Source organism: Nocardia bovistercoris (assembly GCF_015674855.1).
Lineage (GTDB): Bacteria > Actinomycetota > Actinomycetes > Mycobacteriales > Mycobacteriaceae > Nocardia > Nocardia bovistercoris.
On the sequence record NZ_JADMLG010000015.1, the window covers coordinates 179,427 to 201,140 of the forward strand.

Annotated in this window: 25 protein-coding genes; 12 read left to right on the forward strand and 13 right to left on the reverse strand. The window is 66.1% G+C overall.

Annotated elements, in window-relative coordinates; translation table 11 throughout:
* The first annotated feature begins 26 nt into the window (after nt 1-26).
* Nucleotides 27-404 (forward strand): hypothetical protein, encoded by a 378-nt coding sequence (locus IT779_RS29905; RefSeq protein ID WP_196152802.1) that lies wholly within the window; start codon nt 27-29, stop codon nt 402-404.
* Between the two features lie 640 nt (nt 405-1,044).
* On the opposite strand, the gene IT779_RS29910 is transcribed toward IT779_RS29905, so the two are convergent.
* Both IT779_RS29910 and IT779_RS29915 read right to left on the reverse strand, forming a co-directional pair.
* Complete coding sequence (locus IT779_RS29910) at nt 1,045-1,524, reverse strand: hypothetical protein (protein ID WP_196152841.1); 480 nt, start codon at nt 1,522-1,524, stop codon at nt 1,045-1,047.
* 38 nt (nt 1,525-1,562) lie between these two features.
* Nucleotides 1,563-2,024: a DUF6623 family protein gene (locus IT779_RS29915; RefSeq protein WP_196152803.1), complete on the reverse strand. Its 462-nt coding sequence runs from the start codon at nt 2,022-2,024 to the stop codon at nt 1,563-1,565.
* Between the two features lie 192 nt (nt 2,025-2,216).
* On the opposite strand from IT779_RS29915, the gene IT779_RS29920 reads away from it, so the two are divergent.
* Nucleotides 2,217-3,200 carry an NADP-dependent oxidoreductase gene (locus IT779_RS29920; protein WP_232542230.1) on the forward strand — a complete coding sequence of 328 codons (984 nt, stop codon included), beginning with the start codon at nt 2,217-2,219 and terminating at the stop codon, nt 3,198-3,200.
* On the forward strand, nt 3,197-3,727 hold the full coding sequence (locus tag IT779_RS29925; RefSeq protein WP_196152804.1) for a TetR family transcriptional regulator: 531 nt from the start codon (nt 3,197-3,199) through the stop codon (nt 3,725-3,727). The genes IT779_RS29920 and IT779_RS29925 overlap by 4 nt, the downstream gene beginning before the upstream one ends.
* A 54-nt stretch (nt 3,728-3,781) precedes the next feature.
* Here the strand turns inward: IT779_RS29925 and IT779_RS29930 are convergent, their stop codons facing one another.
* Nucleotides 3,782-4,363 (reverse strand): TetR/AcrR family transcriptional regulator, encoded by a 582-nt coding sequence (locus IT779_RS29930; RefSeq protein WP_196152805.1) that lies wholly within the window; start codon nt 4,361-4,363, stop codon nt 3,782-3,784.
* A gap of 249 nt (nt 4,364-4,612) precedes the next feature.
* Between IT779_RS29930 and IT779_RS29935 the strand changes: the two genes are divergently transcribed.
* Nucleotides 4,613-5,185 carry a cysteine hydrolase family protein gene (locus IT779_RS29935; RefSeq protein WP_196152806.1) on the forward strand — a complete coding sequence of 191 codons (573 nt, stop codon included), beginning with the start codon at nt 4,613-4,615 and terminating at the stop codon, nt 5,183-5,185.
* A 152-nt stretch (nt 5,186-5,337) separates the two neighbouring features.
* On the opposite strand, the gene IT779_RS29940 is transcribed toward IT779_RS29935, so the two are convergent.
* Together IT779_RS29940 and IT779_RS38915 are read right to left on the reverse strand one after the other, a co-directional pair.
* Complete coding sequence (locus IT779_RS29940) at nt 5,338-6,222, reverse strand: bile acid:sodium symporter family protein (RefSeq protein WP_196152807.1); 885 nt, start codon at nt 6,220-6,222, stop codon at nt 5,338-5,340.
* 77 nt (nt 6,223-6,299) lie between these two features.
* Complete coding sequence (locus IT779_RS38915; protein ID WP_196152808.1) at nt 6,300-6,674, reverse strand: DUF962 domain-containing protein; 375 nt, start codon at nt 6,672-6,674, stop codon at nt 6,300-6,302.
* A 99-nt stretch (nt 6,675-6,773) separates the two neighbouring features.
* On the opposite strand from IT779_RS38915, the gene IT779_RS29950 reads away from it, so the two are divergent.
* Nucleotides 6,774-7,580, forward strand: coding sequence for an alpha/beta fold hydrolase (locus IT779_RS29950; RefSeq protein WP_196152809.1), 807 nt, complete (start codon nt 6,774-6,776; stop codon nt 7,578-7,580).
* A 136-nt stretch (nt 7,581-7,716) separates the two neighbouring features.
* Nucleotides 7,717-7,920 (forward strand): cold-shock protein, encoded by a 204-nt coding sequence (locus IT779_RS29955; protein WP_196152810.1) that lies wholly within the window; start codon nt 7,717-7,719, stop codon nt 7,918-7,920.
* 84 nt (nt 7,921-8,004) lie between these two features.
* On the opposite strand, the gene IT779_RS29960 is transcribed toward IT779_RS29955, so the two are convergent.
* Nucleotides 8,005-8,253 (reverse strand): hypothetical protein, encoded by a 249-nt coding sequence (locus IT779_RS29960; RefSeq protein WP_196152811.1) that lies wholly within the window; start codon nt 8,251-8,253, stop codon nt 8,005-8,007.
* Between the two features lie 300 nt (nt 8,254-8,553).
* On the opposite strand from IT779_RS29960, the gene IT779_RS29965 reads away from it, so the two are divergent.
* The 4 genes from IT779_RS29965 to fadD8 all read left to right on the forward strand — a co-directional run bounded on the left by IT779_RS29965 (nt 8,554) and on the right by fadD8 (nt 14,280).
* Nucleotides 8,554-9,447 (forward strand): helix-turn-helix domain-containing protein, encoded by an 894-nt coding sequence (locus IT779_RS29965; RefSeq protein ID WP_196152812.1) that lies wholly within the window; start codon nt 8,554-8,556, stop codon nt 9,445-9,447.
* Between the two features lie 108 nt (nt 9,448-9,555).
* A complete protein-coding gene (locus tag IT779_RS29970; RefSeq protein WP_196152813.1) occupies nt 9,556-11,295 on the forward strand; it encodes an N-acyl-D-amino-acid deacylase family protein in 1,740 nt (579 codons plus the stop codon).
* Nucleotides 11,295-12,218, forward strand: coding sequence for an alpha/beta fold hydrolase (locus tag IT779_RS29975; protein ID WP_196152814.1), 924 nt, complete (start codon nt 11,295-11,297; stop codon nt 12,216-12,218). Before IT779_RS29970 ends, IT779_RS29975 begins: the two co-directional genes overlap by 1 nt.
* Nucleotides 12,219-12,678: 460 nt before the next feature.
* Nucleotides 12,679-14,280 carry a fatty-acid--CoA ligase FadD8 gene (fadD8, locus tag IT779_RS29980; protein ID WP_196152815.1) on the forward strand — a complete coding sequence of 534 codons (1,602 nt, stop codon included), beginning with the start codon at nt 12,679-12,681 and terminating at the stop codon, nt 14,278-14,280.
* A gap of 36 nt (nt 14,281-14,316) precedes the next feature.
* Here fadD8 and IT779_RS29985 read toward each other — a convergent pair whose 3' ends face one another.
* Together IT779_RS29985 and IT779_RS29990 are read right to left on the reverse strand one after the other, a co-directional pair.
* The gene (locus tag IT779_RS29985; RefSeq protein ID WP_196152816.1) at nt 14,317-15,030 is read right to left on the reverse strand and encodes an SDR family oxidoreductase; all 714 of its coding nucleotides are present in this window, start codon (nt 15,028-15,030) and stop codon (nt 14,317-14,319) included.
* A 125-nt stretch (nt 15,031-15,155) separates the two neighbouring features.
* A complete protein-coding gene (locus IT779_RS29990) occupies nt 15,156-15,998 on the reverse strand; it encodes a hypothetical protein (RefSeq protein ID WP_196152817.1) in 843 nt (280 codons plus the stop codon).
* Nucleotides 15,999-16,163: 165 nt separating this feature from the next.
* Between IT779_RS29990 and IT779_RS29995 the strand changes: the two genes are divergently transcribed.
* Entirely contained in the window at nt 16,164-16,472 is a 309-nt protein-coding gene (locus IT779_RS29995; protein ID WP_196152818.1) for a hypothetical protein, read from the forward strand.
* Nucleotides 16,473-16,751: 279 nt separating this feature from the next.
* Here the strand turns inward: IT779_RS29995 and IT779_RS30000 are convergent, their stop codons facing one another.
* The 4 genes from IT779_RS30000 to IT779_RS30015 form a co-directional block, all read right to left on the reverse strand.
* Nucleotides 16,752-17,276 carry a hypothetical protein gene (locus IT779_RS30000; protein ID WP_196152819.1) on the reverse strand — a complete coding sequence of 175 codons (525 nt, stop codon included), beginning with the start codon at nt 17,274-17,276 and terminating at the stop codon, nt 16,752-16,754.
* A 204-nt stretch (nt 17,277-17,480) separates the two neighbouring features.
* The gene (locus IT779_RS30005; protein ID WP_196152820.1) at nt 17,481-17,792 is read right to left on the reverse strand and encodes a hypothetical protein; all 312 of its coding nucleotides are present in this window, start codon (nt 17,790-17,792) and stop codon (nt 17,481-17,483) included.
* A gap of 260 nt (nt 17,793-18,052) precedes the next feature.
* A complete protein-coding gene (locus tag IT779_RS30010) occupies nt 18,053-18,481 on the reverse strand; it encodes a DNA-directed RNA polymerase subunit beta (protein WP_196152821.1) in 429 nt (142 codons plus the stop codon).
* Between the two features lie 51 nt (nt 18,482-18,532).
* Nucleotides 18,533-18,895 carry a hypothetical protein gene (locus tag IT779_RS30015; RefSeq protein ID WP_196152822.1) on the reverse strand — a complete coding sequence of 121 codons (363 nt, stop codon included), beginning with the start codon at nt 18,893-18,895 and terminating at the stop codon, nt 18,533-18,535.
* 266 nt (nt 18,896-19,161) lie between these two features.
* Here IT779_RS30015 and IT779_RS30020 point away from each other — a divergent pair, with 266 nt between their 5' ends.
* Entirely contained in the window at nt 19,162-20,274 is a 1,113-nt protein-coding gene (locus IT779_RS30020) for a helix-turn-helix domain-containing protein (protein ID WP_332839032.1), read from the forward strand.
* Between the two features lie 547 nt (nt 20,275-20,821).
* Here the strand turns inward: IT779_RS30020 and IT779_RS30025 are convergent.
* A complete protein-coding gene (locus IT779_RS30025) occupies nt 20,822-21,466 on the reverse strand; it encodes an SMI1/KNR4 family protein (RefSeq protein ID WP_196152823.1) in 645 nt (214 codons plus the stop codon).
* Between the last annotated feature and the right edge of the window lie 248 nt (nt 21,467-21,714).

Genomic DNA, 21,714 nt, shown 5'->3' on the forward strand with positions numbered 1-21,714 from the left:
CAGGAGATACACCGTTGGAATTCGATATGTCGAAGCTGACGCCCAGGGAACACGACTTCGTGGACGCGGCGCTGGCCAGCTGGACCGGAGTGTCACACGGTGCGCCGATCCCGGTGCGTGCACTGGGCTTCTTCGACCGACGCCAGTTCAACGAGGAAGTCGGCAGGCTTCGACACGCCGTCAGCAACCAGGCGACGCTGACCGAGACCGAAACCGCCAGGGTGCTCTTCCTCAGCGAATTGGCTTTCGGCAGCGATCTGTTCGGCGCGGGTGTGGAGTTCCAGCTGGTCAGCCCGATGCGCGACGCCGAAGCGATCACGATCCTGCGTTCGTTGCAACGAAAACTCTTCACCCGTGCCGGGGCCGAGGCACTGTTCAAGCCCGAGCTGTACTCGCCCGAATAACCCCGGATTCGGTGACGTGCCAAGGGGTTGAAGACGACGAGGACCACGTCGCGGCCGAACAACGGGTGCTGGCGCAGCGCGGGAACCGCAAGCTGACGGCCGCCGCGTACACGACATCCGAGATCGTCATGCCGACAACGGGACCGCTGCCGAAAACGGCGGTATCCGGGTCGAGAACCGGCATCGGGTGCTCGGTCTATCCGCCCGGCAACGGTCAGCGGCTGTGGTCGCCGGGTGCGCAGCGGTTCCAGGTGCCGCCGGTTTTCCCTCCGTGCCGCAGCGGACGCAGGCAACCGAGAGCCGGAACCCGGCGCATTCGGTGCAGATCGGGGTCCGCGCCGGGGTCAGCAGCGGCCACGGCCCCGTGGTGCGCGGTCGCCACAGGTGCGGCAGCACGGGCCGTCCGGCCAGTGGGCCGCGACGTAGGCGTACCGGCCGCGGCGAACGCAGTCACGTTTCTACCAGCGTTCGAGCTGTTCGCGGCTGGGCGGCAGACTCATCGGTCGGGTCGGATGCGGGCTCGTTCGGGCTGGATCGTGGCGGCCAGGTCGACGACGTTCGCGCCGGCGGCCGCGGTCTTGCGGGCGCGACGTTCTCGGCTCTGGTGGTGATCAAATCGGCTGGGGTGCAGCCGAATACGTCACCAGAGCGCCGCCAGTACCGACATGGACAGCCGTTCCGGGGTTTGCGTGACCAGGCGCCAGACGAACTCCACGCCCACAGGAACTCCTCGGCGTGCGAGGTGAACGCGCACCATCTTCTCCCGCGAATTGATCATCGAGAACGCCAGGTTCCGGGCCAACTCCTGGTTGCGCCGGCCATCCAGCATCGCGGTGAACATCTGCCCGTCCGGCCGCAGCAGAGAGACCCGCCGACCAGCGGTTTTGCCCTCGAAGTGGGTGTGTTCAGAAGCGCGGCTCAGGCTGCGGCACCGCCGCGAGCCATCTTCCGGACTTTCTCGCCTATACCGGCGCGGAATTCCCTGATCGGCGTCCAACGCCGCGATCTCGATGTTGCTCGACGCGATCCAAAGCTTCGAGCTGAACAGTCGGCGATCATCGTCGGTCCGCGCCCGGTCGGCGGCGGCTCTAATACCGGCATGTCCCCTCCGTGCGCCCAACGTCGGTGAGCATCTCGAGGCGCCCGCCGATGCGTGACTCACACGTCGAAATCCGCACCGTATGTCACGAAGGCCAGCTTCTGAGGGCCGATATTGGTATCGAAGCCGATTGCGGCTTGGAATAGGAAAGTGATCGAGATCCCGGTGGCGACAGCAACGGGGTTGGGCAGCTCGAACGTGTTCTTGGAACCGATCGTGAGGTGGTTGCCACCGATATGGAGATCGTTCCACGCGAAGATCCGATTTCCGCCGTCGAAAATGTGGACTGCCCGAATCTCGTTGTCGGGTTGGGGGATATTGAAGCAGAGGAAGGCGCGGATGATCTTTGCACGCCGTCCACCAACCATGACCGGTGTCGGTACCGGTGCATGCAGCCACGACGCCTTACCGGGATTGAACCCGAGTTCGGTACCTTGACCGCGATGTGCGATAAACGCTGTCGCCTCTGGTGATTCGACAACAATGGCGCTGCCATGTGCCCAACTCGCGTTCAATGCCATGACACATGTCTCCTCTCTGTTCGGACTCGCTCGGTGCGAAAGTCACTGCCACAGCAACGCTATGGAGGTGGCACTGGGCAGCGCACGCGTAGTCCACTACCTGACACGAGCAGTCTTGACCGATCGGTCAGGAGGGGTGCACAATGAGAATCCTGACCGATCGGTCAGGATGGGTGGAAGGTGTGCGAGGACATGTCGACGATGCGAGCGGTGCTGGTATTCACCTCGGGCGGTCCCGAGGTGGTGCGAGTGGAGGAGATCGACCGGCCGACCGCAGGAGTGGGCGAGGTGCTGATCGAGGTGCGCGCGGCGGGAATGAACCCTTCGGATCTGCGCGGGCGCAACGGATTCGCGGATCTGCCGCCGCAGTACCGACCCTCGATCGCGCGTCCGTCCGTACCCGGCGCCGACGTCTCCGGCGTGGTCGTCGCCGTCGGCGCGGACGTCACCGATTTCGAGGTGGGCGACGACGTCTACGGTTTGGTGCGCTTCCCGCCGTTCGACGGTCGCGGCCACGGTCGCACCCACGCGGAATACGTGAACGCGCCGGTCGCGGATCTGGCGCCGAAACCGAGGCGGCTCGATCACGTCGAAGCGGCGGCGGCGCCGATGGCGGCGTTGACCGCATGGCAGCAGATCCATCGTGCGGGCGCGGTGCTGCCGGGCGAGCGAGTGCTCGTAGTCGGCGCGGCGGGCGGTGTCGGCCATTTCGCGGTGCAATTGGCTCGATCGCACGGCGCGAAGGTGGTCGCGGTCGCCTCGGGACGCCACGAGAAGTTCTTGCGGGAGTTGGGCGTCGACACATTCGTCGACTACACCGCAGACGATCCGGTCACGGCCGTCGGTACGGTGGACGCCGTGATCGACTGTGTGGGCAGTGTCGGGGGAGCGGATGCGGCGCGATGGCTGCCCGCCGTTGTCGACGGAGGCAGGTTGAATCCCATCACCCTGGCTTTCTATCCGCCCGAGGAGCTTTCGCGGCGTGGAATCGTGACGGTCGGTACCCAGGTCAGCTCCAGCGGCGCCGACCTGCGCGCACTGAACGAATTGTTCGACGCCGGTAGGCTTACCGTCGCCATCGACAGTGTCTACCCCCTGAACGAGGCGCGTGGCGCGCACGAGCGCGCGGAACGCGGACATCTGCGCGGCAAGATCGTACTGACGACTACCCGATGACCACCGCTCGTCGCGAAGAGATATTGACGGCCGCGCGAGAGCTGTTCCTGCGCAGAGGATATGCCGCGACTTCGATCGCCGATATCGCCGCGGCGGCCCGCGCGAGCAAAGCGGTGGTGCTCTACCACTTCAAGACCAAGGACAGTATCGTCGCCGAACTTCTGGACGCGCCGTCCACCGCGGTCTCCGGACTGATCGAGCGCGCCGAGCGGGAGCAGTTGAGCCCAGCGCGCATCCTCACCGACTACATCGACGGCGCGGCCGAAACCGGCGCCCTGTTCATCGCTTTCGCGGGCGATCCTTCGGTGGCAGGCCTCATCCCCCAGCACGACACCGACGCCGCCTGCCGCCGAATCATCGAACTCCTCGCGGGCCCCGCCCCGACGCGGGCAACTCTCGTCCGCGCCCGCGCGGCATTCGCCGTTGCCCAAACCGTCCTGTCCGCATTGCAGGAGGACAGCTTAGACGACACGGTCCGCGCAGAGATCCGCAGCGCCGCCCTCCGTGCACTCGGGTCGGGCCGTTGACCTCCCTGCCGATCCCCGACTTGTCGCACGAATCAGATACGGCCGCGGGTGACTTCACTGTGCCGTGAAACAAGCCCTCATGAGGTCTTCGTAGGAGGCCAGCTCGCGCAGGACGTAGTCGGCGAGACAGTGCCGATCGTCGGTCGCGAGCCATTTCTCACCTCCGGTGTAGAAGGCGCGTGTTCCCAGATCCGCGAGAACACCGGCTTTGTGGGGGTCGCCGAGCCGAGCGATCAGCGCTTGTTCGAATGCGGAGGTGATGGCCCAGCGTTTGAACACGGCGCGCTCGCGCAGTTCCTCGCTCGACGCGACGATCGCATCCAGTGTGCGCCCGAGGTCGCGGTGCTCCTGGGTGTGCGCATCCGACAGCGCCGAGAGACCTGCGGCCACCAGTTCCACCGGCCTCGCCTCAGCGGGAGCGTTCTGCACGCCTGTCGTGACGAGCGCGACGAGCCTGGCCTGTCCTTGGAACACGATTTCACGCTTGTCCGGAAAGAGTCTGAACAACGTGGCCTTGGTCAGCCCCGCACGCTCGGCTATCTGCGCCGTTGTCGTCGCCTCGTAGCCGCGTTCGGAGAACAGCTCCAGCGCGGCGCGCAACAACCTGCCTCGCGCGTCCGGTTCCCAACGACCCATCAGCACACTGTAGGTGATGCAACTCGGTCACATTGTTGATAGTGTGATGCGACCGAGTCGCATCACACTTCCGCGGCGCAACCCGCGGGTCCGACGACCACCTCCCGCCGCCCCAGAGGTGCGGCGCCAACTCGCCACAGCCCCGGCTCGGTCGCGCTGGATGTGTGGACACGCGCATCCGCATCCGTGACAGATCACCGTGCTCGACCGGCAAACGGGCCGGCGCCCGATCACCGAAAGGTCCCCCGCATGTCCGCTCTCGATCCGACCCGCACCGCACTATTGGTCATGGACTACCAGGTCGCCATCGCGGACCAACTCCCCGACACGGGCGCCCTGCTCGACCGGTTGACCACCGCCGTCAGCGATATCCGCAGCCGTGGGGGCCGTATCGGTTGGGTTCGAGTCGCCTTCGAAGACAGCGACTTCGACGCCATCCCACCCTCGAGCGTGTGGGCGCCGATAGCGGAACCACAGCGTCGCGCCCGATTCCACATCGATTCCCCCGCCACCGCCGTCCACCCCGCCCTCGACCGGCGCCCGGAAGACATCGACGTCCGCAAGACCCGCGTCGGCGCGTTCACCACCACCGACCTGGACCACCGACTCCGCGAGCACGACATCACCACACTGCTGCTCGCGGGCATCAGCACCAGCGGCGTCGTGCTGAGCACCGTACGCGAAGCAATGGATCGCGACTACCGCGTAACGGTGCTCGCCGACGCCTGCGCCGACCCCGATCCCGACCTGCACGCAGTGCTCACCCGGACCGTGTTTCCCCGAGGAGCCACCGTTGTCACCGTCGGAGAGCTCTCCTCCTAGGCGGAAATTCTCCGAAGAGCTCTGCGACTTCCTCGGCACCCCCGACCACGCGGGATCGCGCGGCTCGGGGTGCCCAGGGCGCACCGACGCCTCCGGCTGACTCACGCCGCGAAAAACGGCGCCCCGACGCCGGAACGGCGGGACGGCCGCCGCTAGCGGGGAGGGGCCGACATCTCACGGTCGCGACCGGAGATTCGGGTGATGGTGAATCCGAATGTCGTTGCCAGCAGGTACATCAGGATCGAGTAGACGGCGCTCGGTATCGCCACTTCGGTACTGTCGAGGACGCTGAGTGCGATGGTGAGCGCGACGGTGGTGTTGTGCACCCCGACTTCCATGGATGTGGCGATCGCTTGCGGTTCGGTCAACCGCAGCGCGCGGGCCGCGAGGTAGCCCACTGTCAGGCTGATCACGCCGAACAGTCCGGTCACCGCGCCGACCGAGCGAACGTAGTCGGCGATGTTCTCGCGTTCGCCGATGAGTGCGACGACCGTCACGAGCCCGAGCACGACTATCGAGAAGATGCGTGCGGGCTTGTTCGCGCGCTCGGCCGAGGACGGCCACCGGCGCCGGACGGCCATTCCCAGCGCCACCGGGATGAGCACGACCGCGATGACCTGGACCACCTTGCCGAACTGGAGGCCCAATTCGCCTTCGGCGCCGAAGTATTCGATGGCGAAGTTCGTGACGACGGGGATGGTTACCGCCGCCAGCACCGAATTGATCGCCGTGAGTGTGATGTTCAGCGCGACATCACCGCGGAACAGGTGACTGAACAGTCCCGCCGTCGTTCCGCCCGGCGAGGCGGCCAGCAGCATGACGCCCACCGCGAGCAGCGGACTCAGATCGAAAACCGTCACCAATCCGAACGCGACAGCGGGCAGCACCACGATCTGCAACCCGAGCGCCACACCGACGGCGCGCGGCGTGCGCACGACTCGCTGGAAGTCCTGTGTGGTCAACGACAGCCCGAGCCCGAACATGACGAGCGCGAGCGCGATCGGCAGTCCGATGGCGATCACCGGCGGATTGTCCATGCGTGCCTTGCCTCTGTGCGAGCCGACTCGATCGCCCCCGCTGTGGATAGGGAACGTAATTCGGCGCGCGCGAGGTGTCAACCGACTGTTTCGTCCACCGTTCGTCGGTAGCGCCGGGTCGAACGGCGCAGGCTCCGGCGGGTCAGCATGTCGCCGTATGCCTCGCAGACATGGATCAGACCGGTCAGCTGGTAGGTGATCCATCCTTTGTGGGTGGACGGCAGATTCTTCTCGAACAGGCGATGCCCGATGATCTGCAGGAGCCAGCCGCCCACGAACATCGGGATGCCGATTCGCGGTTTCGCGAAGATCAACGGGATGCCGAGAACGATGATCGGCGTGCCGATCTGGTGGGTGATGTTGACGCCGCGAGAGGTGTGCTGGGTGCGGTAGTAGGCGAGTTTGTCGGCGAAGGGCGCTGTAGGCGCGGGCGCCACCGGTGTGGTTTTCACGCGTGAACCTCCTTGCTCGGGTGGGTGGTCCGAGCGTACGGTGTGACCGACCGGTCGGTCAAAGCTCGGTCGGGCGGCGGATCGTCGAGAGGACACGCAATGGCGACCAGAAACTTCACGTCCATGGCGGGCGAACTGGCCTACGACGACATCGGCTCGGGCGACCCCGTGGTATTGCTGCACGCGACCCTGCACGATCGGCGCGATTTCACGCCGATCATCCCCGCGCTGGCCGAGAATCATCGGGTGATCGCACTCGACTGGCCCGGCCACGGCGAGTCGAGCAGCTCGGGCCCGCTGTCGGCGACACGGATGGCCGATGTACTCGACGAGTTCGTGACCGGCACGGATCTGCGCGACGCCGTATTCGTGGGCAATTCGATCGGCGGATACGCCGCCGCGCGCCTGGCGATCGAACGCCCGAACCGGGTGGCCGCTCTGGTGCTGGTGAACACCGGTGGATTCATCCCCCGCACGCCCGCCGTGCGCGCCTTCTGCGCCGCGCTGGCAACACCGTGGATCGCCCGCCGCGTCGCGCCGTCGTTCATCCGCGGCTACATGAAACCGAACGGACCCGCCGACGAGGCGATCATCGAACGCGCCGTGGCCGCCGCCCGCACACCGGAGGGCATCGAGGTCTTCACCTCGCTGTGGCGCAGCTTCACCGACACGGCGTTCGACCTCGGCGACAGAGCCGCGTCCATCACCGCACCGACCCTGATCGTCTGGGGCACAAAGGATATCGCCATCCCCGCACGCATCGGACGGCGGACGCACACCAAGGTGTCCGGCTCGGAGTTGCGCGAACTCCCCACCGGGCACGCCGCCTTCTCCTCAGCCCCAGCGGAATTCCTTGACATCGTGCAGCCGTTCATTCGTACGGTCCTGGCGCGGCGCGCCTGCTGAGGCCCGTTCACGGCCACTCCGCTGCCACGATGGGCATGCCGTGCCAGGGTGGGCGCGCACATGTGGCATGCTGTGTAGCGGGCACGGGTTGTTGAAATGATCGCTCGGCTCGCAAACAGGAAGTTAAACAAAGAGTATGTCGCAAGGCACTGTCAAGTGGTTCAACGGCGAAAAGGGCTTCGGATTCATCGCCCAAGACGGGGGCGGCCCCGACGTTTTCGTCCACTACTCCGAGATCTCCGGCTCCGGCTTCAAGACCCTCGATGAGGGTCAGCGTGTCGAGTTCGAGATCGGCCAGGGCCAGAAGGGTCCGCAAGCTCAGAGCGTCCGCGCCATCTAGGTAGCTGACAATCTACGAGACCCGCGCCACGGCGCGGGTTTCGCGTTTTCATGGGCCCCGGCGCCAAGCGTTGCGGGAGGGCGGTCACACGGCGTCGACCACGGTCTCGATGAACTCCTCGATGTCGTCGCGGCCCGGTGCGAACACCCAGATCTCCGGCCCTCCTTCGGGACTGTCGAATTCGGCTCGCACGGATCCGTCCTCGACCCAGAGTCGGATCACTTCGCCCGCCCCGTAGACGAGTTCCGCTTCCGAAGAGTTGTTGCGGCCGTCGGTCAGATGGTCTGCGAGCGCGACCGTCAGTCGCCAGAACAGCTCGTCGACTGTGGGCATTTCCGAGCTCCTCGTTGGTCCGATCGCGGTCGGATGGTGCAGGACGGCGACCGAGAATCCAGTCGAGGCTCTACCCGCCGCCCTCTCCGGCCGCCTCACGCTACCGTGGCGTGCTCGCCGATGCTCCTTCCGCCTGCGACGGGTGATCGGGCAGTGCCGGGCGGGCGCGATCGGCTCCTTCCCGCTCGACGCCTGCCCGGCCACCCGGGAGACAAGCTCGGCTCGCGCTACCACCCGACGAGTCGGCTCGCCGCACCGAATCGGGGGTGTTCATCCGCCCGTTCGTGGCAGTCTGGGCCGGTGGCACGCAGATCGGCCCAGACCGAAAGACTGATCCAGATGGTGGAACTGCTCGCGGCCTCGCCGGGCGCCGAGCTGCGGTTGACGGACCTGGCGAAGTCGGTCGGCGTCGACCCCGCGACCTGCTATCCGATGCTCACCGAACTGACCCGCTGCGGGTGGCTGGTCAAGGACAGCAGGCACCGGACCTACCGGCTCGGCCCTCGGTTCGTGAATATCGGGGATGCCGCGCTGGTGACGTTGCGCGCCGGTGTCTACGGCCCGGTCCTCGACGCGCTGGCCGCACGCACCGGGAACATGACCTGCCTGATCCAGACCTCCTCGACGCACCTGGTGATCTCCGCGATCTCGCACGGTGCGAACGACGGCGACGGCATTCCGCTGCGGCTCGGCGATCGGGTGGAGTTCCGACCGCCGGTCGGTTCGGCGCTCGCCGCCTGGGCGACTCCCTACCTGCGCAACGGCTGGTTGGACGCCCTGCCGCCGGACTCCGACCGGTCTGCGGCCGTCGAGTTGCTCGATACGGTCAGGAAGCGGCGTTTCGCGGTGGAACTGATGCCGTCGACCGCGGATTTCCGCCGGATGGTGCTCGCGCTGGACGAGGAGGTGCCTGGTCCGCGGCGGGCCACCCGGATCGCGACCGAGATGGTGACCCCGAATTTCCATCGCATCGGCATGCTGTCCGAGATCGTGGACGACGAGAGGTATTCGTCGCTGTCGATCAGCGCGGCCTGTTTCGACGCGGCGGGCGTGGTGTGGGGTGTGGTGTTCGTGCTGTGCTTGGACGGCCCGATCGTCGGCGCCGATCTGCTCCGGCTGGGGCGCACGGTGGCCGAGAGCGCCGACGAGATCACCCGTGGGCACGGCGGCATGACGCCGTGGGACGCGGACTGACCTTTGCGCTATGCAAATGTTTGCACCGCCCGCCGCCCCCTTCCTAACCTCGTGATGCAGCACACAGTGGTGCCGCGACGACGTCGCGGCCGGGTGGAAGGGGCGCCGATGTCCACGGATTTCGATGTCGTGATCAACGACGGAACGGTCTACGACGGCACGGGTGCGCCGCCCGCTGTGCGCAGTCTCGGCATCCGCGACGGTCGGGTCGTCGCGGTGAGCGAGATTCCGCTGCGGACGACCGGTGAGACCATCGATGCCGAGGGCCGATGGGTGCTGCCCGGCATGGTCGACATCCACACCCACTACGACATCGAGGCGTTAATCCGCCCGCAACTGTCGGAATCGCTGCGCCACGGCGTGACGACGGTGCTGCTCGGTTCGTGTTCGCTGTCGACTGTCTACGTCGACGGGTCCGATGCGGGCGACCTGTTCGGCCGGGTGGAGGCGATTCCTCGCGAACACGTTGTCGGCGCGGTCGATTCGGCCAAGACCTGGTCCGATCCCGCAGGCTACGCGGATGCGCTCGAACAGCGCCCGCTCGGCCCGAACGTGGCCGCCTTCCTCGGCCATTCCGATATCCGCGCCGCGGTGATGGGCCTCGACAACGCCACCCGCGACGACGTGAAACCGACCGGCGCGCAACAGGACCGGATGGAGCGCATGCTCCGCGACGCGCTCGACGCAGGCTTCGTCGGACTGTCCTCGCAGCAGCTGCTCTTCGACAAACTCGACGGCGAGGTCTGCCGTTCCCGCACCCTGCCCTCCACCTACGCCACCGCGCGCGAGAAGCGCCGCCTCAACGCGATTCTGCGGCGCCGAGGCCGTGTGCTGCAAACGGGTCCCGACATCTCCAACCCGATGTCGGTCGGCTCCCAGGTGTTCGGTTCGCTCGGCATCGGCCGCCGCCACCTCAAGACCAGCCTGCTCTCGGCCGCCGACATCAAGGCCGACCCGATGGTCGTCAAGGCGATGGGACCGCTGGCCGCGTTCGTGAACGCGCTCGGCGCGGATTTCCGCTGGCAGCATCTGCCGGTCCCGTTCGAGGTCTACGCCGACGGCATCGCCCTCGCGGTGTTCGAGGAGTTCGGATCCGGCGCCGCCGCATTGCATCTGGCCGACGAGATCGAACGCAACGCGCTGATGCGGGATCCCGACTACCGCCGCCGCTTCCGCGCCGACTACGACGCCACCCGCGGACCGCGCGTCTGGCACCGCGACTTCTACGACGCCGAAATCGTCGACTGCCCCGACACTTCCGTGATCGGCAAGTCCTTCGGACAGGTCGCCACCGATCGCGGCATCGCCCATCCCGTTGACGCGTTCCTCGACCTGGTGGTCGAGTACGGCGACAAGCTGCGTTGGCGCACCACGATCTCCAACCACCGGCCGGAGATGCTGAAGAAGCTCGCGCGCTGCCCCGGTGTGCAGATCGGTTTCTCCGACGCGGGCGCGCACCTGCGCAACATGGCCTTCTACAACTTTGGGCTGCGGCTGCTCAAACACGTGCGCGACGCCGAACTGGCGGGCGAACCGTTCATGACCGTCGCGGCGGCGGTGCGTCGCCTCTCCGGCGAGATCGCCGACTGGTACGGAATCGACGGCGGTCACCTGCGTCTGGGCGACCGCGCGGATCTGCTCGTCGTGGACCCGGAGCGTTTGGACGACTCGCTCGAGGAATACCACGAGCAAGCCATCGAGGAATACGGAGGCCTGTCGCGCATGGTGAACCGCAACGACGCGACCGTCGCATTGGTGATGGTGAACGGGCAGCCGGTATTCCGGCACGGCGTCGCCGAGCCGATCGTCGGGCAGACGCGCACCGGCCGCTTCCTGCGGGCGGCGTGATGGCGACCGTATCCCCCGGCCGGGCCGTCTTCGATCTCGACAGCGTGACACTGCACGCCCTGACCTGGGGTGAGCGTGGCGCGCCGCTCGCACTGTGCCTGCACGGCTATCCCGACACCGCTTGGACCTGGCGGTATCTCGGCCCGGTGCTGGCCGATCGCGGCTACTACGTGGTCGCGCCGTTCACCCGCGGCTACGCACCGTCCAGCCTGCCCGCCGACGGGAATCTGTCGGTCGGCTCCCGCGTGGCCGACGCCATCGACATCGCCGCGCGGGTCGACGCGCCGGAGGCGGTGATCATCGGCCACGACTGGGGCGCGTTCTCCGCGAATGCCGCCGCGGCCATGCCGGATTCGCCGTTCCGTTCGATGGTCGGCATGGCGGTGCCACCGCTGACCGCTGTGACGTTCACCCGCGAGAATTTCCTACGCCAGGTGTCGCGGGCCGCGGCGCAGTCGGTGAACAGCTGGTACATCCTCGCCAACCAACTGCCCGCCCTGCCCGAACGATTCTTCACGCCGCAGACCGCGTTGCTCTGGCGCCGCTGGTCACCCGGATACGACGCTGCCGAAGACCTGGCCCACCTGGCCGAGTCGGCGCCCACAGCGCAGCACCGCTCGGCGATCATCGGCTACTACCGCCAACTGGTCCGTCCCCGTTCGCAATCGACTCGCGACCGAGAACTCGACAAACTTCTGACCGCGCCGCCGCTGCGACCGATCCTCCAGCTCTACGGCACCACCGACGGATGCCTGCGGCCCGAATTCTTCCACGGCCTGGAGCGGAGACTGCCCGCGGGAAGTCGCGTGGTCGGCATCGAAAACGCCGGGCATTTCCTGCATCTGGAGAAACCCGACGCGGTGCACGAGGCCATCATCGCCCACCTCGAATCCGAAGCTCCCGTCACCGAGGACGGTTCGTAACCTTCGGCCACTCACTATGGCCCGCTTCGGGTGGACCCCGTGCGCCGAGGGCCGCAGCCTTCCGCGCGCCTGTCGAGCACCGTACCTCTCGCCGAGCCCTCGTCGGCGATCCACTCGAGCACGCGGTGGCTGCCTACCGTGGTCAGATGGTCCCCTACGCCTTCGAAGCGGTCGACGCCGCCGCCAAGCAATTGCCTCGACTCGCGGCGGGAACCGGATCCAACTAAGACTGTCGCCGCGCGCACCGCCTCGGCTGCATCGCGTCACCGTCCGGTAGTCCTGCGCCGATGCAGGAGATTAGAACAGGTTTCAGTATTCGGCCGATATGCGCAGGTTGCTGCTCTATTGTCATACAAATGAGACAACGCTGTATGGCCTGGGATCGTGGTCGGCCCGGCGCTTCGAGGATGCCGGTCCGCTCGTTCGAACTCCCCACCCTTTCCGGCAGGAGCCGTCCCGCATGAGCAACGAACTGCTGCGACACCCGGTGCACGCGGGTCATCTGACCGCCGCCGCGCTCGAACGCAACCGCGACAAGCCGGTCCTGCTGCTCGGCGACACCACCCTCACCGGCGGCGAACTCTCCGAACGTATCAGCCAATACGTCCAGGCCCTCGAAGCGCTGGGGGCTGGCACCGGCGCCGCGCTCGGACTGCTGGCCCTGAACCGGCCAGAGGTGCTGATCATCATCGGCGCGGGCAGCACTCGCGGCTACCGGCGCACCGCCCTGCATCCGATGGGATCGCTCGACGACCACGCCTACGTACTCGCCGACGCGGGCGTCACCTCGCTCATCATCGACCCGAACCCGATGTTCGCCGAACGCGCGCTGGCGCTCGTCGACCGGGTCGAATCCCTCACCCGCATCCTCACCATCGGACCGGTCCCCGACATCCTCGCCGACGTCGCCGTCGACCTCGCCGCCACCGCGCGGAACTACCGACCCGCTCCCCTGTCCGTCGCCGAACTCCCGCCCGACCACATCGGCGGACTCTCCTACACCGGCGGCACCACCGGGCGTCCGAAAGGCGTGATGGCTACCGTCGGATCCATCAGCGCGATGACGACAATCCAACTCGCCGAATGGGAATGGCCCGCCAACCCCCGATTCCTGATGTGCACGCCGCTCTCGCACGCAGGCGCCGCGTTCTTCACCCCGACCGTGGTCAAGGGCGGGCAGATGGTCGTACTGCCCAAGTTCGATCCCGCCGAGGTGCTGGCGACCATCGAGGAACAACGCATCACCGCGACCATGCTGGTGCCGTCGATGCTCTACGCCCTGCTCGACCACCCCGATTCCCACACCCGCGACCTCAGCTCCCTCGACACGGTCTACTACGGCGCCTCCGCCATGAACCCGGTCCGACTGGCGGAGGCCATCCGGCGATTCGGCCCGATCTTCGCCCAGTACTACGGCCAATCCGAGGCGCCGATGGCCATCACCTACCTCGCAAAGGGCGACCACGACGAGAAGCGGCTCACCTCCTGCGGACGCCCCACCCTGCTCGCCCGCACCGCCCTGCTCGACGAGAACGACAAACCGGTGGCGCAAGGGGAAGTCGGCGAGATCTGCGTCAGCGGTCCCCTGGTCTCCGGCGGCTACTGGGGCCTGCCCGACCAGACCGCCGACACCTTCCGCGACGGCTGGCTGCACACCGGCGACCTGGCCCGCGCCGACGAGGACGGATTCTGGTACATCGTCGACCGCACCAAGGACATGATCGTCACCGGCGGATTCAACGTCTTCCCCCGCGAGGTCGAAGACGTGATCGCCGAACACCCGTCGGTCTCCCAGGTCTGCGTCATCGGCACCCCCGACCCCAAATGGGGTGAGGCCGTCACCGCCGTGGTCGTACTGCGCGCCGAAGCCGCCCGCGACGACACGGCGATCGCGACGCTCACCGCCGAAATCCAAGCGGCGGTGAAGGATCGGAAGGGTTCGATCCAATCGCCCAAACGCGTGGAGATCGTCGACTCGGTCCCGGTGACCGCCCTCGGCAAACCGGACAAGAAGTCGATCCGCGCCCGCTTCTGGGAGAACACCGACAGAGCCATCGGGTAACCGGTCGGCCCGCCCTGGGCCGGCACTCCGACCGAATCAGGCGAAGCGGTGACCGCCATCGACATGCAGCACGGTCGCGGTGATGAACCGGTTGCGCATCAGGGCCAGGAACGCCTGGGCTATATCGTCGGGGACGCCGATACGACGGGCGGGCAGTCGTTTCGCCAGGTCGGCGAACGCCGCCCGCTTGTCCATGTCGAGTTGGTTCCATATGGGAGTGTCGACCCAGCCGGGTGATACCACGTTCACGCGCACCGGCGCCATTTCGATGGCCAATCCGGAAGCCAGGGAAGCCAATGCGCCGTTGGCCGCGGCCATGATCGTGTTCGATCCGTTCGGTCGATAGGCGTTGATACCCGATGTGAACGTGAGCGATTCGGTCACCTTCCCGGCGGCGTGCTTACCGACCAGCCACGCGCCGAGCAGCTTGGCGTCCAGGAGGCTACGGGCTGTGGTGGTGGCGAGCCCAGCGGTCGGGCCGTACACACCGGTGGCATCGGCGGCGGTCACCACCACGTGATCCACACACCGGTCCCCGGCGAACAACCCGGCCACGTCCTCCTCCCGGCCGATATCGGCTCCCATGGTGCACACCCTGCCGCTTCCGGCCCGCTCCAGCTCCGCTCGCGCCGCGGCGAGTCGATCCATGGTTCGGCCGACAATCGTCACGTCCTCGCCCTCGGCGACAAGGGCGTGAGCAAGAGCGAATCCCATGCCCGAACTTCCGCCGATGATCAATGTCTCCGTCATGGCTCGAACACTGCGCGCTGCGCGAAGACCGGGGAAGGCCGCGTGGTTCCTGGGTGTGACACGGCCACCCGGACTCACCCGCTCGCCGGCACACTCGAGGTATGAACGCGTGGGCGGCGGGGGTGTCATCGGTCGCGGTGTAGTCCTCGGTCGAGGCTGTGTTCGTGGGTCAACGCCGATGCTCGTGGTGCGTCTTGGAGTCGGGCGCGAGCGGCTTCCTCGACGGCGTGGGCGTGGCCGAGTTCGACCAGGTGCTCGGCTTCGATTCTTTCGAGGTCCATTCCGGCGTCGACGCGTCGGGCGTCTTCGCCCATGCGTCTTTCGCGGTCGTCGTGGGCGACGGCTATCGGGTCGGCTCCGTCGCGCTGGAATATGTGGGTGCGGGTGGCGGGGTCGTAGCCGACCTTCACACCTTCGCGCACGGCACGGAATTTTTCGATGTCGAGGTGTTGTTCGGTCGCGGCCGCGGGGTCGAGGCGTAGTTTCTCGGCGCTGTCGCGGGCGCTGCCGATCTCGGATTCGCGGACACGCGGGCTCGCGACGCGTGCGCTGATCTCGTGGACGCGTTGACGGGTGAGTTCGTCGATGCGCTCGTTGTGGGGGTCGAGTTCGCGGGTCCAGTCCTGTCGGCGGACCTCGGTCCCGATGGCCTCGACGCCGGCGACCATGTCGGCGCGGGTGGCGTCGCGTCCGGGTTGGTCGTATTCCACGACCAGGGCGGCGTCTTCGACGCTGAAACCGAGTGCCCGGTGGTAGTCGTGGGCAACGGCGCGATCCAGATCCCGCAAGGTCGTCAGTTCTTCGGACAGTGCGGCATGAGTCCGGCGTAAACGTTCGACTTCGAGGGGGTTGCCGGTGTGGTGGGCGGCGGTGATGTCGCGGGTGTGGGCGGTGATGGCGTCGCGGAGGGCTTGTTGCCTGGTTTCGAGGTATTCGGCTTCGCGGAGGTTTTCGACGAGGCGGCGCATGTCGACTGGTTCGCGTTCGCTGCGGTCGGCTGCGAGTTCCGGTGTGGCGGGTGCGCGGTGTTCGAGCTTGTCGCGTGAATTCTCAACAGAGACAATGGGTTCCGTGCGCTGCTGCACTGGCGGGGTTCGTTGGGGGCCGCGGGCGGGTGCGCGGGGTTCGTTGATGTGGGCTCGGGTTTCGCGCTGATTCTCGCGGGCGGTGTCCTTGGACTTTTCTCTGACCTGCGCTTGCTGTTGGATTTTCTGCCTGCGTGCCAGCTCGGTTACGCCGGGCAGTTCCAGTTGGGCATCTGGCTCGCATTGCAGTCCGAGAGCCCATATCTGCCTGGCGTCTTCGCGTGCAATTATCTCGTGCGTGAAGTTGCCAGGAAATTCGAGGGCCAGTTGTCTTATCAGTTCTTGTGTGGCGGGATTTATCGGCTCGCCTTCGACGGTCCGCAGCGTATGATGTTGTACATCACCCCTTCCGAGTAGAGCTCGGGTAACCTGAAGTTGCTTGTCATCCTTCTTCCCCGTCATCTCTCCGGACTTGTACTCTATGGTATATATCTTTCCTTGCTCGCGTTTAACCGCGTCGAATTTTATTTTGCTTCAGACCTGGTGGTCTCCGTATTTTGTCTCGTCCTTGACGTACCCGTTCCCGACATCCCGAAAGAAGATCCGCGCTCCGTTCTCGAAAATCCTCCCCTTGTCATTTGAGCTGCGGTTCTCGCGGTCCTTGTCGTAAGCCGGCACACATCCCCCCTGCGGTAACTATTTGACGTTAGCGTCCGCCTGACGCTTTTCGTTGTGATAGGTAGCGTATTCTCGGACTGTCGAGGCGAAATAGGAGAACATGCCTCCGTCGTCGGAGTGATCCTCGATCATGTCTTTGACCAGGTGCCACATTCCGATTTCATCTTCATCGTCCGTGTCGCACAACACGGCCGGATTCACATCCTGGTAGAACGAGTAGCCAGGCGCGAAGCTTTGCCAGTCGATCCATTCCGCGCCCACGTATTTGATGAAGCATTCGCCCATGAAGCAGATGAACGCGTCGGCCTTGTCGGCGCTCTCCGGCGCCATGGCGGTTGCCATGTCGGGGAACAGTGCGGCGACGAGTGGATCTATCCGTGCGACCTCGGGCGAGTCCTCCGGCCATGGCTGTGCCGGAATCTGTTGCAGTCCCGCATATTTCATGAACTTGCAGGTTTGGGTGGCACGGCGTTCGGGATTGACCCATTTGCCCCATGGGGTCTGTTCGACGTGGAAGTCCAGGCCGAGTTGTTCGCTGTCCATTGTCGGTGTTCCCCGTTCCCTCGGTTGGTGTGGATGTCGCCCGTTCAGGGTAGGGGCAGCGGTCCCCGGTGAGTCGTCTGCGCGAGGGGGACTCACCGGGGGCTGCCGTTCCCGCGCTGGTTCCTCGTGGGCCTACCGGCATACTGCGCCACAGTGTGTGCCGGTACCGAGTCCGTGCGGGACGTTCCTGGAGGTACGGGGGTTTCATCGGGTGCCGGTGGTGTACGCGGTCGTTGCGGGCATGAGTCCGGTCGGGAGCAGGATCGGGCAGGCGCGGGAGATGGTCTTGTAGGTGACGCCGAGGTGGTTCGGGTCGGGGGTGATGATGGCGGCGGCTCGGGCTTGAGCGGCGGTGCCGATGATGAGCGTGGTGGGCATGTAGGTGTCGGCGTCGATGGTGAGGATGCGGACGAGCTGGTATCGGTAGCGCTTCGCCAAACCTTTGATGGTGGTCTGTGCGGCGAGCATCTGGTCGGTCATGCCGAGGTGTATGAGTCCGATCGCGTTGCGGTTCATCAGTTCTCACGCTCCTCGGCACGACGTTGTCGTGGTTGCGGGTTGGTCAGCTGGGGAAGGTATGCGCGCCGATGGCGTCGTCGTAGGCGGCGAGGGTGGACAGGGCCGCTTCCCGGTATCGGTCGATGATTTCGCGGATGCAGCCCTCGGTACGGGTCGGCCGGTGAGGGATTCCTGTTCTCCCCCGCACACCAACGGATCGCCACACATCGGCGGATGGCACCGGTGGTAGTCCTGGTTGTGTGGGGAAGACTTATCGGTCAGGCCGTGCGTAGGGCCATGACGGGTAGGCGGGTGGTGACGGTCACGGCGTCGACGCCGGTCAGCACGGTTCGGACGGAATCGAGGACGGCGAGTCCGGACGGCCGGTAGGGGCTGTGGGTCGCGGTGATCCATCCCCGGTAGAACACCCCGCGCGCCTCGGGTGACGGGAGGGCGACCTGGTGACCGTGCTCGAGTACCTTGACCCGGCCCGCCCATAGTCGCGATTCCCGGTCGATGACGGGGGCGGGGATGTCGGAGCGCACGAGGAAGACCCACACCGCCTGGCGCGGGTGGCAGATGATCGGTCCCCCGCCCTGGTTGCGACGGTCGAGGTCGACTTTCACCAATTGCGCTATCTCGGAACCTATCTCGATCGCCCAGACCAGGCCGGTACGGACCTTGATCGCTCCGGTGTTGGGTTCCACGATCGCGGGCAGGTTACAAGTACAGGCAGCGCGAGCGGGCGGTGTCGGCGGTCACGAGTCCCCCTGTGCGTGGTGGGCGGCGGCGATCTGCGCGCGTGCCTGCAACGTCGCCTTGATCTCGGCCATGGAATCCGCGGTGGCCCTGCCCGCGTAGGCGTCCACTTCGTCGCTGCTCAAAAGCCCATCGAAGTGCAGACGAACCAACAGGAACGAGAAGACGACAGGTGTCGGAGGTTGGCTGGTGTACCAGTCCAGCCATGGGGGAACCGGGTCGAATGTGGGCGGCGGTGGCGGTCCCTGGGCCGCCATCTGGGCGAGGGTGGCGGACTCGGGGTTACTGCTGCGCAGTCGGTTCGACACCCTGTGGTAGCGGTGCCACGCGGTCTCGCCGTCGAACTGACCTGTTCTCCGCATCCCTGCGCCTCCCTGCTCGTTCGCGTCATGGGTGCCCGCGCCGGGGCTGGAACGGGGGAACCTGACATCCCGGCGGGGGTGCTGATATCCAGCGTCCAATTCGAATGTGTCTCGTCGGGAGTGGCATACGGGTGGCATCGGTCGCGCGCCGCCCCTCGTCGGGGTGGGCTAGTGGCATCGGGGGTGGCATTCCGGCTCGGTGCCCTATCGAGTGGCCTGCCTCGGGTGGCAAGCTGAGTGGCATGTCTGTGGCTACGGGAACAGTGGTGCGTGAGCTGCGCGTTGCCAGGGGTTGGAGCCAGAGCAGGCTGGCTAGTGAGCTGACCAAGGTCTCTGGCTCGAACATGACGCGGGAATACATCTCGCGACACTGGGAGTCCGGCAGGACGGAGCCGTCGCCGTACTGGTTGCGGCATCTGGCTACGGTGCTGGACTACCCGCCCGAACTTTTGGAGGCAGATGTGAACCGCCGAGGATTCCTGTCACACCTGGCCGCTACGTCGATCGCGCCGGTAGTCGCTTCCGATCTACTGTCGCACGGCTTCTCGTCGCGGCTGCATGCTACAGGGCCGACAGTGGACAGCTGGGAAGCGAAGTTGGCTCAGTACGGCACCGACTACATGAGTCAAGGCGCGGCGCAGATTCAGCAACGGTTGACGGCTGATCTTGTTGTGCTGCAACAACAATTGGACTCTCCCCGCATGTGGGCGGTAGCAGCGCGATTGATGACTTTGTTCGCGAAAACGTATCCGGGAAGCGACGGGAACAAGGCGATTTCGTGGTATCGCATGGCGGCCGACGCGGCAGACCGTTCCGAGGACACCGATATTCGGGTATGGGTACGCGGGCGGGCCGCTATCGCGCTGGGCTATGAGGGTGCGTCTCTAGTCGTTGCGAACGCATTCGCCGACCAAGCACTTGCCATTTCGGATCGGCACAGCTTGGGCCGGTTGAATTCACTGTGGGGTAAGGCGCATGCGGCAGCGATTCGGGGAGATCACGGTACGGCGCGCGTGTTGATAGACACGAGTTGGCGCGAATTCGATCACTCACACTCCGAGGAACAGACTTCTGACTACGCGGTGCCGTGGTGGCGGGTGAATGTCTTCCTGTCGCTGCTCGCGGCACGTCTGGGCGATGAGAAGATCGCCGTCAAGGCACAGGAGAACGCGCGTGCGGAACTGCCTGCGGAACTACCGCGATTTGCAACACATCTCGATATGCACCGGGGTCTGATGCTCGCGCGTGCAGGTGATAGAACGCAAGGCGTGAATATTGCGCGGGCGGCGCTGGATGCTTTGCCGCCGGAAAAACACTCGCTCACCTTGCGGATGCTGATGGATGAGGTCGCGGATACGAAACAAAGCTCAGTTCGCTGACGTTCCGGCTACGGGCTGTGGTGGTGGCGAGCCCAGCGGTCGGGCCGTACACACCGGTGGCATCGGCGGCGGTCACCGCCACGTGATCCACACGCCGGTCCCCGGCGAACAACCCGGCCACGTCCTCCTCCCGGCCGATATCGGCTCCCATGGTGTACACCCTGCCATTTCCGGCCCGCTCCAGCTCCGCTCGCGCCGTGGCGAGTCGATCCATGGTTCGGCCGACAATCGTCACGTCCTCGCCCTCGGCAACAAGGGCGTGAGCGCGCGGTTCCTGGGTGTGACACGGCCACCCGGACTCGCCCGGTCGCCGGCACACTCGAGGGATGAACGCGATGGCCGAGTTCCTGCGGATCCGACGCGGGTCGATCGGACCCACCGAAGTCGGCCTACCGATCGGACCGGGCAACCGGCGCACCCCGGGACTACGCCGCGAAGAGCCGGCAGCATTGGCGGGGGTGAGACATATCCCTTAGAGCCCATCTGAGAACTCAGGTGGGCTCTTACAGGCATCGACACCGATGAGCTCGGCCCGGCCCGCACCCGATCAGTTCCGGCCGGCGGCCTTGAAGATCCCGTCACGGGCGAGCCATACCAGGGCCGGGGTGCCCATCTCGTCCAACCAGGCTGGGGGCTGCTCGGAGGTGAAGGCCGCGGCCATCGCCTCGAACCAGGCCGCGAACGACGGGAAGTCGGGCACGGAGTCGGCCTGCTCTTCCCACGCACCGTCCGCGAGATAGCGTGCCCGTGGCTCATCTTGATGGTGGTAGTAGACCGGGTACTCGCCGTCTTCGCCCGGCTGAGAGACGTCGAAACACCACACCGCCTCGTAACCGGCTTCGGCGAACCCGACCAGATGATTCGTCGACAGGTACCGCCCTGGCTCGCGACTGACCCCCTCGGGCATATGCACCAACTCGGCGTTCAACCCGACGAACTCCCCCTCATCCACGAGAACGAACTCGCACATTCGATCATCATCTCCCCGCTGGCAGCACAGCCGATTGTGCTCCGCCAGCAACGCACGGTAGCTCGGCGGAACCGACCAGGCGACGGTCCCGAAGTGTGGCGCCGGCAGGGTTTCCCGCACCTGCACGGCCTCGCTCGAGGCAGGGCTGGACCCGTCGAGATCCAGCAGTCCCGCCGAGGCCGCCCGCCGCAGATCCAGCAGGGCGTCGCGAGGTGTCGCCATTGTCCGACTCCTTATGTCCTTGGGCGCTTTTGGCCGCGGTCAGCATAGAGCGGAACAGGTAGCCGCGACCCGGGGCGTCCTTGCACCCAGCGACTCAATGGTTCGCGCCGTTGAAGGTGAAGGTGAACCGTCCTGGATCCGGTAGAGACTCGGATTCAGGCCGCCTCGGTCGAGATGGTCTGTTGATGGTAGAGGTGTTCGTATTCGGTTGGTGGCAGGTACCCGATCGCCGAGTGCAGGCGCTCGGT

Coding starts and splice junctions, on each gene's coding strand:
- IT779_RS30015 (WP_196152822.1), bottom strand. CDS start 18,895: ATGCGGAGAACAGGTCAGTTCGACGGCGAGACCGCGTGGCACCGCTAC.
- IT779_RS29975 (WP_196152814.1), top strand. CDS start 11,295: ATGGCGACCGTATCCCCCGGCCGGGCCGTCTTCGATCTCGACAGCGTG.
- IT779_RS29960 (WP_196152811.1), bottom strand. CDS start 8,253: ATGCCCACAGTCGACGAGCTGTTCTGGCGACTGACGGTCGCGCTCGCA.
- IT779_RS29950 (WP_196152809.1), top strand. CDS start 6,774: ATGGCGACCAGAAACTTCACGTCCATGGCGGGCGAACTGGCCTACGAC.
- IT779_RS29920 (WP_232542230.1), top strand. CDS start 2,217: ATGTCGACGATGCGAGCGGTGCTGGTATTCACCTCGGGCGGTCCCGAG.
- IT779_RS29985 (WP_196152816.1), bottom strand. CDS start 15,030: ATGACGGAGACATTGATCATCGGCGGAAGTTCGGGCATGGGATTCGCT.
- IT779_RS29930 (WP_196152805.1), bottom strand. CDS start 4,363: ATGGGTCGTTGGGAACCGGACGCGCGAGGCAGGTTGTTGCGCGCCGCG.
- IT779_RS29955 (WP_196152810.1), top strand. CDS start 7,717: ATGTCGCAAGGCACTGTCAAGTGGTTCAACGGCGAAAAGGGCTTCGGA.
- IT779_RS29970 (WP_196152813.1), top strand. CDS start 9,556: ATGTCCACGGATTTCGATGTCGTGATCAACGACGGAACGGTCTACGAC.
- IT779_RS29905 (WP_196152802.1), top strand. CDS start 27: ATGTCGAAGCTGACGCCCAGGGAACACGACTTCGTGGACGCGGCGCTG.
- IT779_RS29935 (WP_196152806.1), top strand. CDS start 4,613: ATGTCCGCTCTCGATCCGACCCGCACCGCACTATTGGTCATGGACTAC.
- IT779_RS29990 (WP_196152817.1), bottom strand. CDS start 15,998: ATGCGCCGCCTCGTCGAAAACCTCCGCGAAGCCGAATACCTCGAAACC.
- IT779_RS30005 (WP_196152820.1), bottom strand. CDS start 17,792: ATGAACCGCAACGCGATCGGACTCATACACCTCGGCATGACCGACCAG.
- IT779_RS29925 (WP_196152804.1), top strand. CDS start 3,197: ATGACCACCGCTCGTCGCGAAGAGATATTGACGGCCGCGCGAGAGCTG.
- IT779_RS30000 (WP_196152819.1), bottom strand. CDS start 17,276: ATGGACAGCGAACAACTCGGCCTGGACTTCCACGTCGAACAGACCCCA.
- fadD8 (WP_196152815.1), top strand. CDS start 12,679: ATGAGCAACGAACTGCTGCGACACCCGGTGCACGCGGGTCATCTGACC.
- IT779_RS30025 (WP_196152823.1), bottom strand. CDS start 21,466: ATGGCGACACCTCGCGACGCCCTGCTGGATCTGCGGCGGGCGGCCTCG.
- IT779_RS29940 (WP_196152807.1), bottom strand. CDS start 6,222: ATGGACAATCCGCCGGTGATCGCCATCGGACTGCCGATCGCGCTCGCG.
- IT779_RS29915 (WP_196152803.1), bottom strand. CDS start 2,024: ATGGCATTGAACGCGAGTTGGGCACATGGCAGCGCCATTGTTGTCGAA.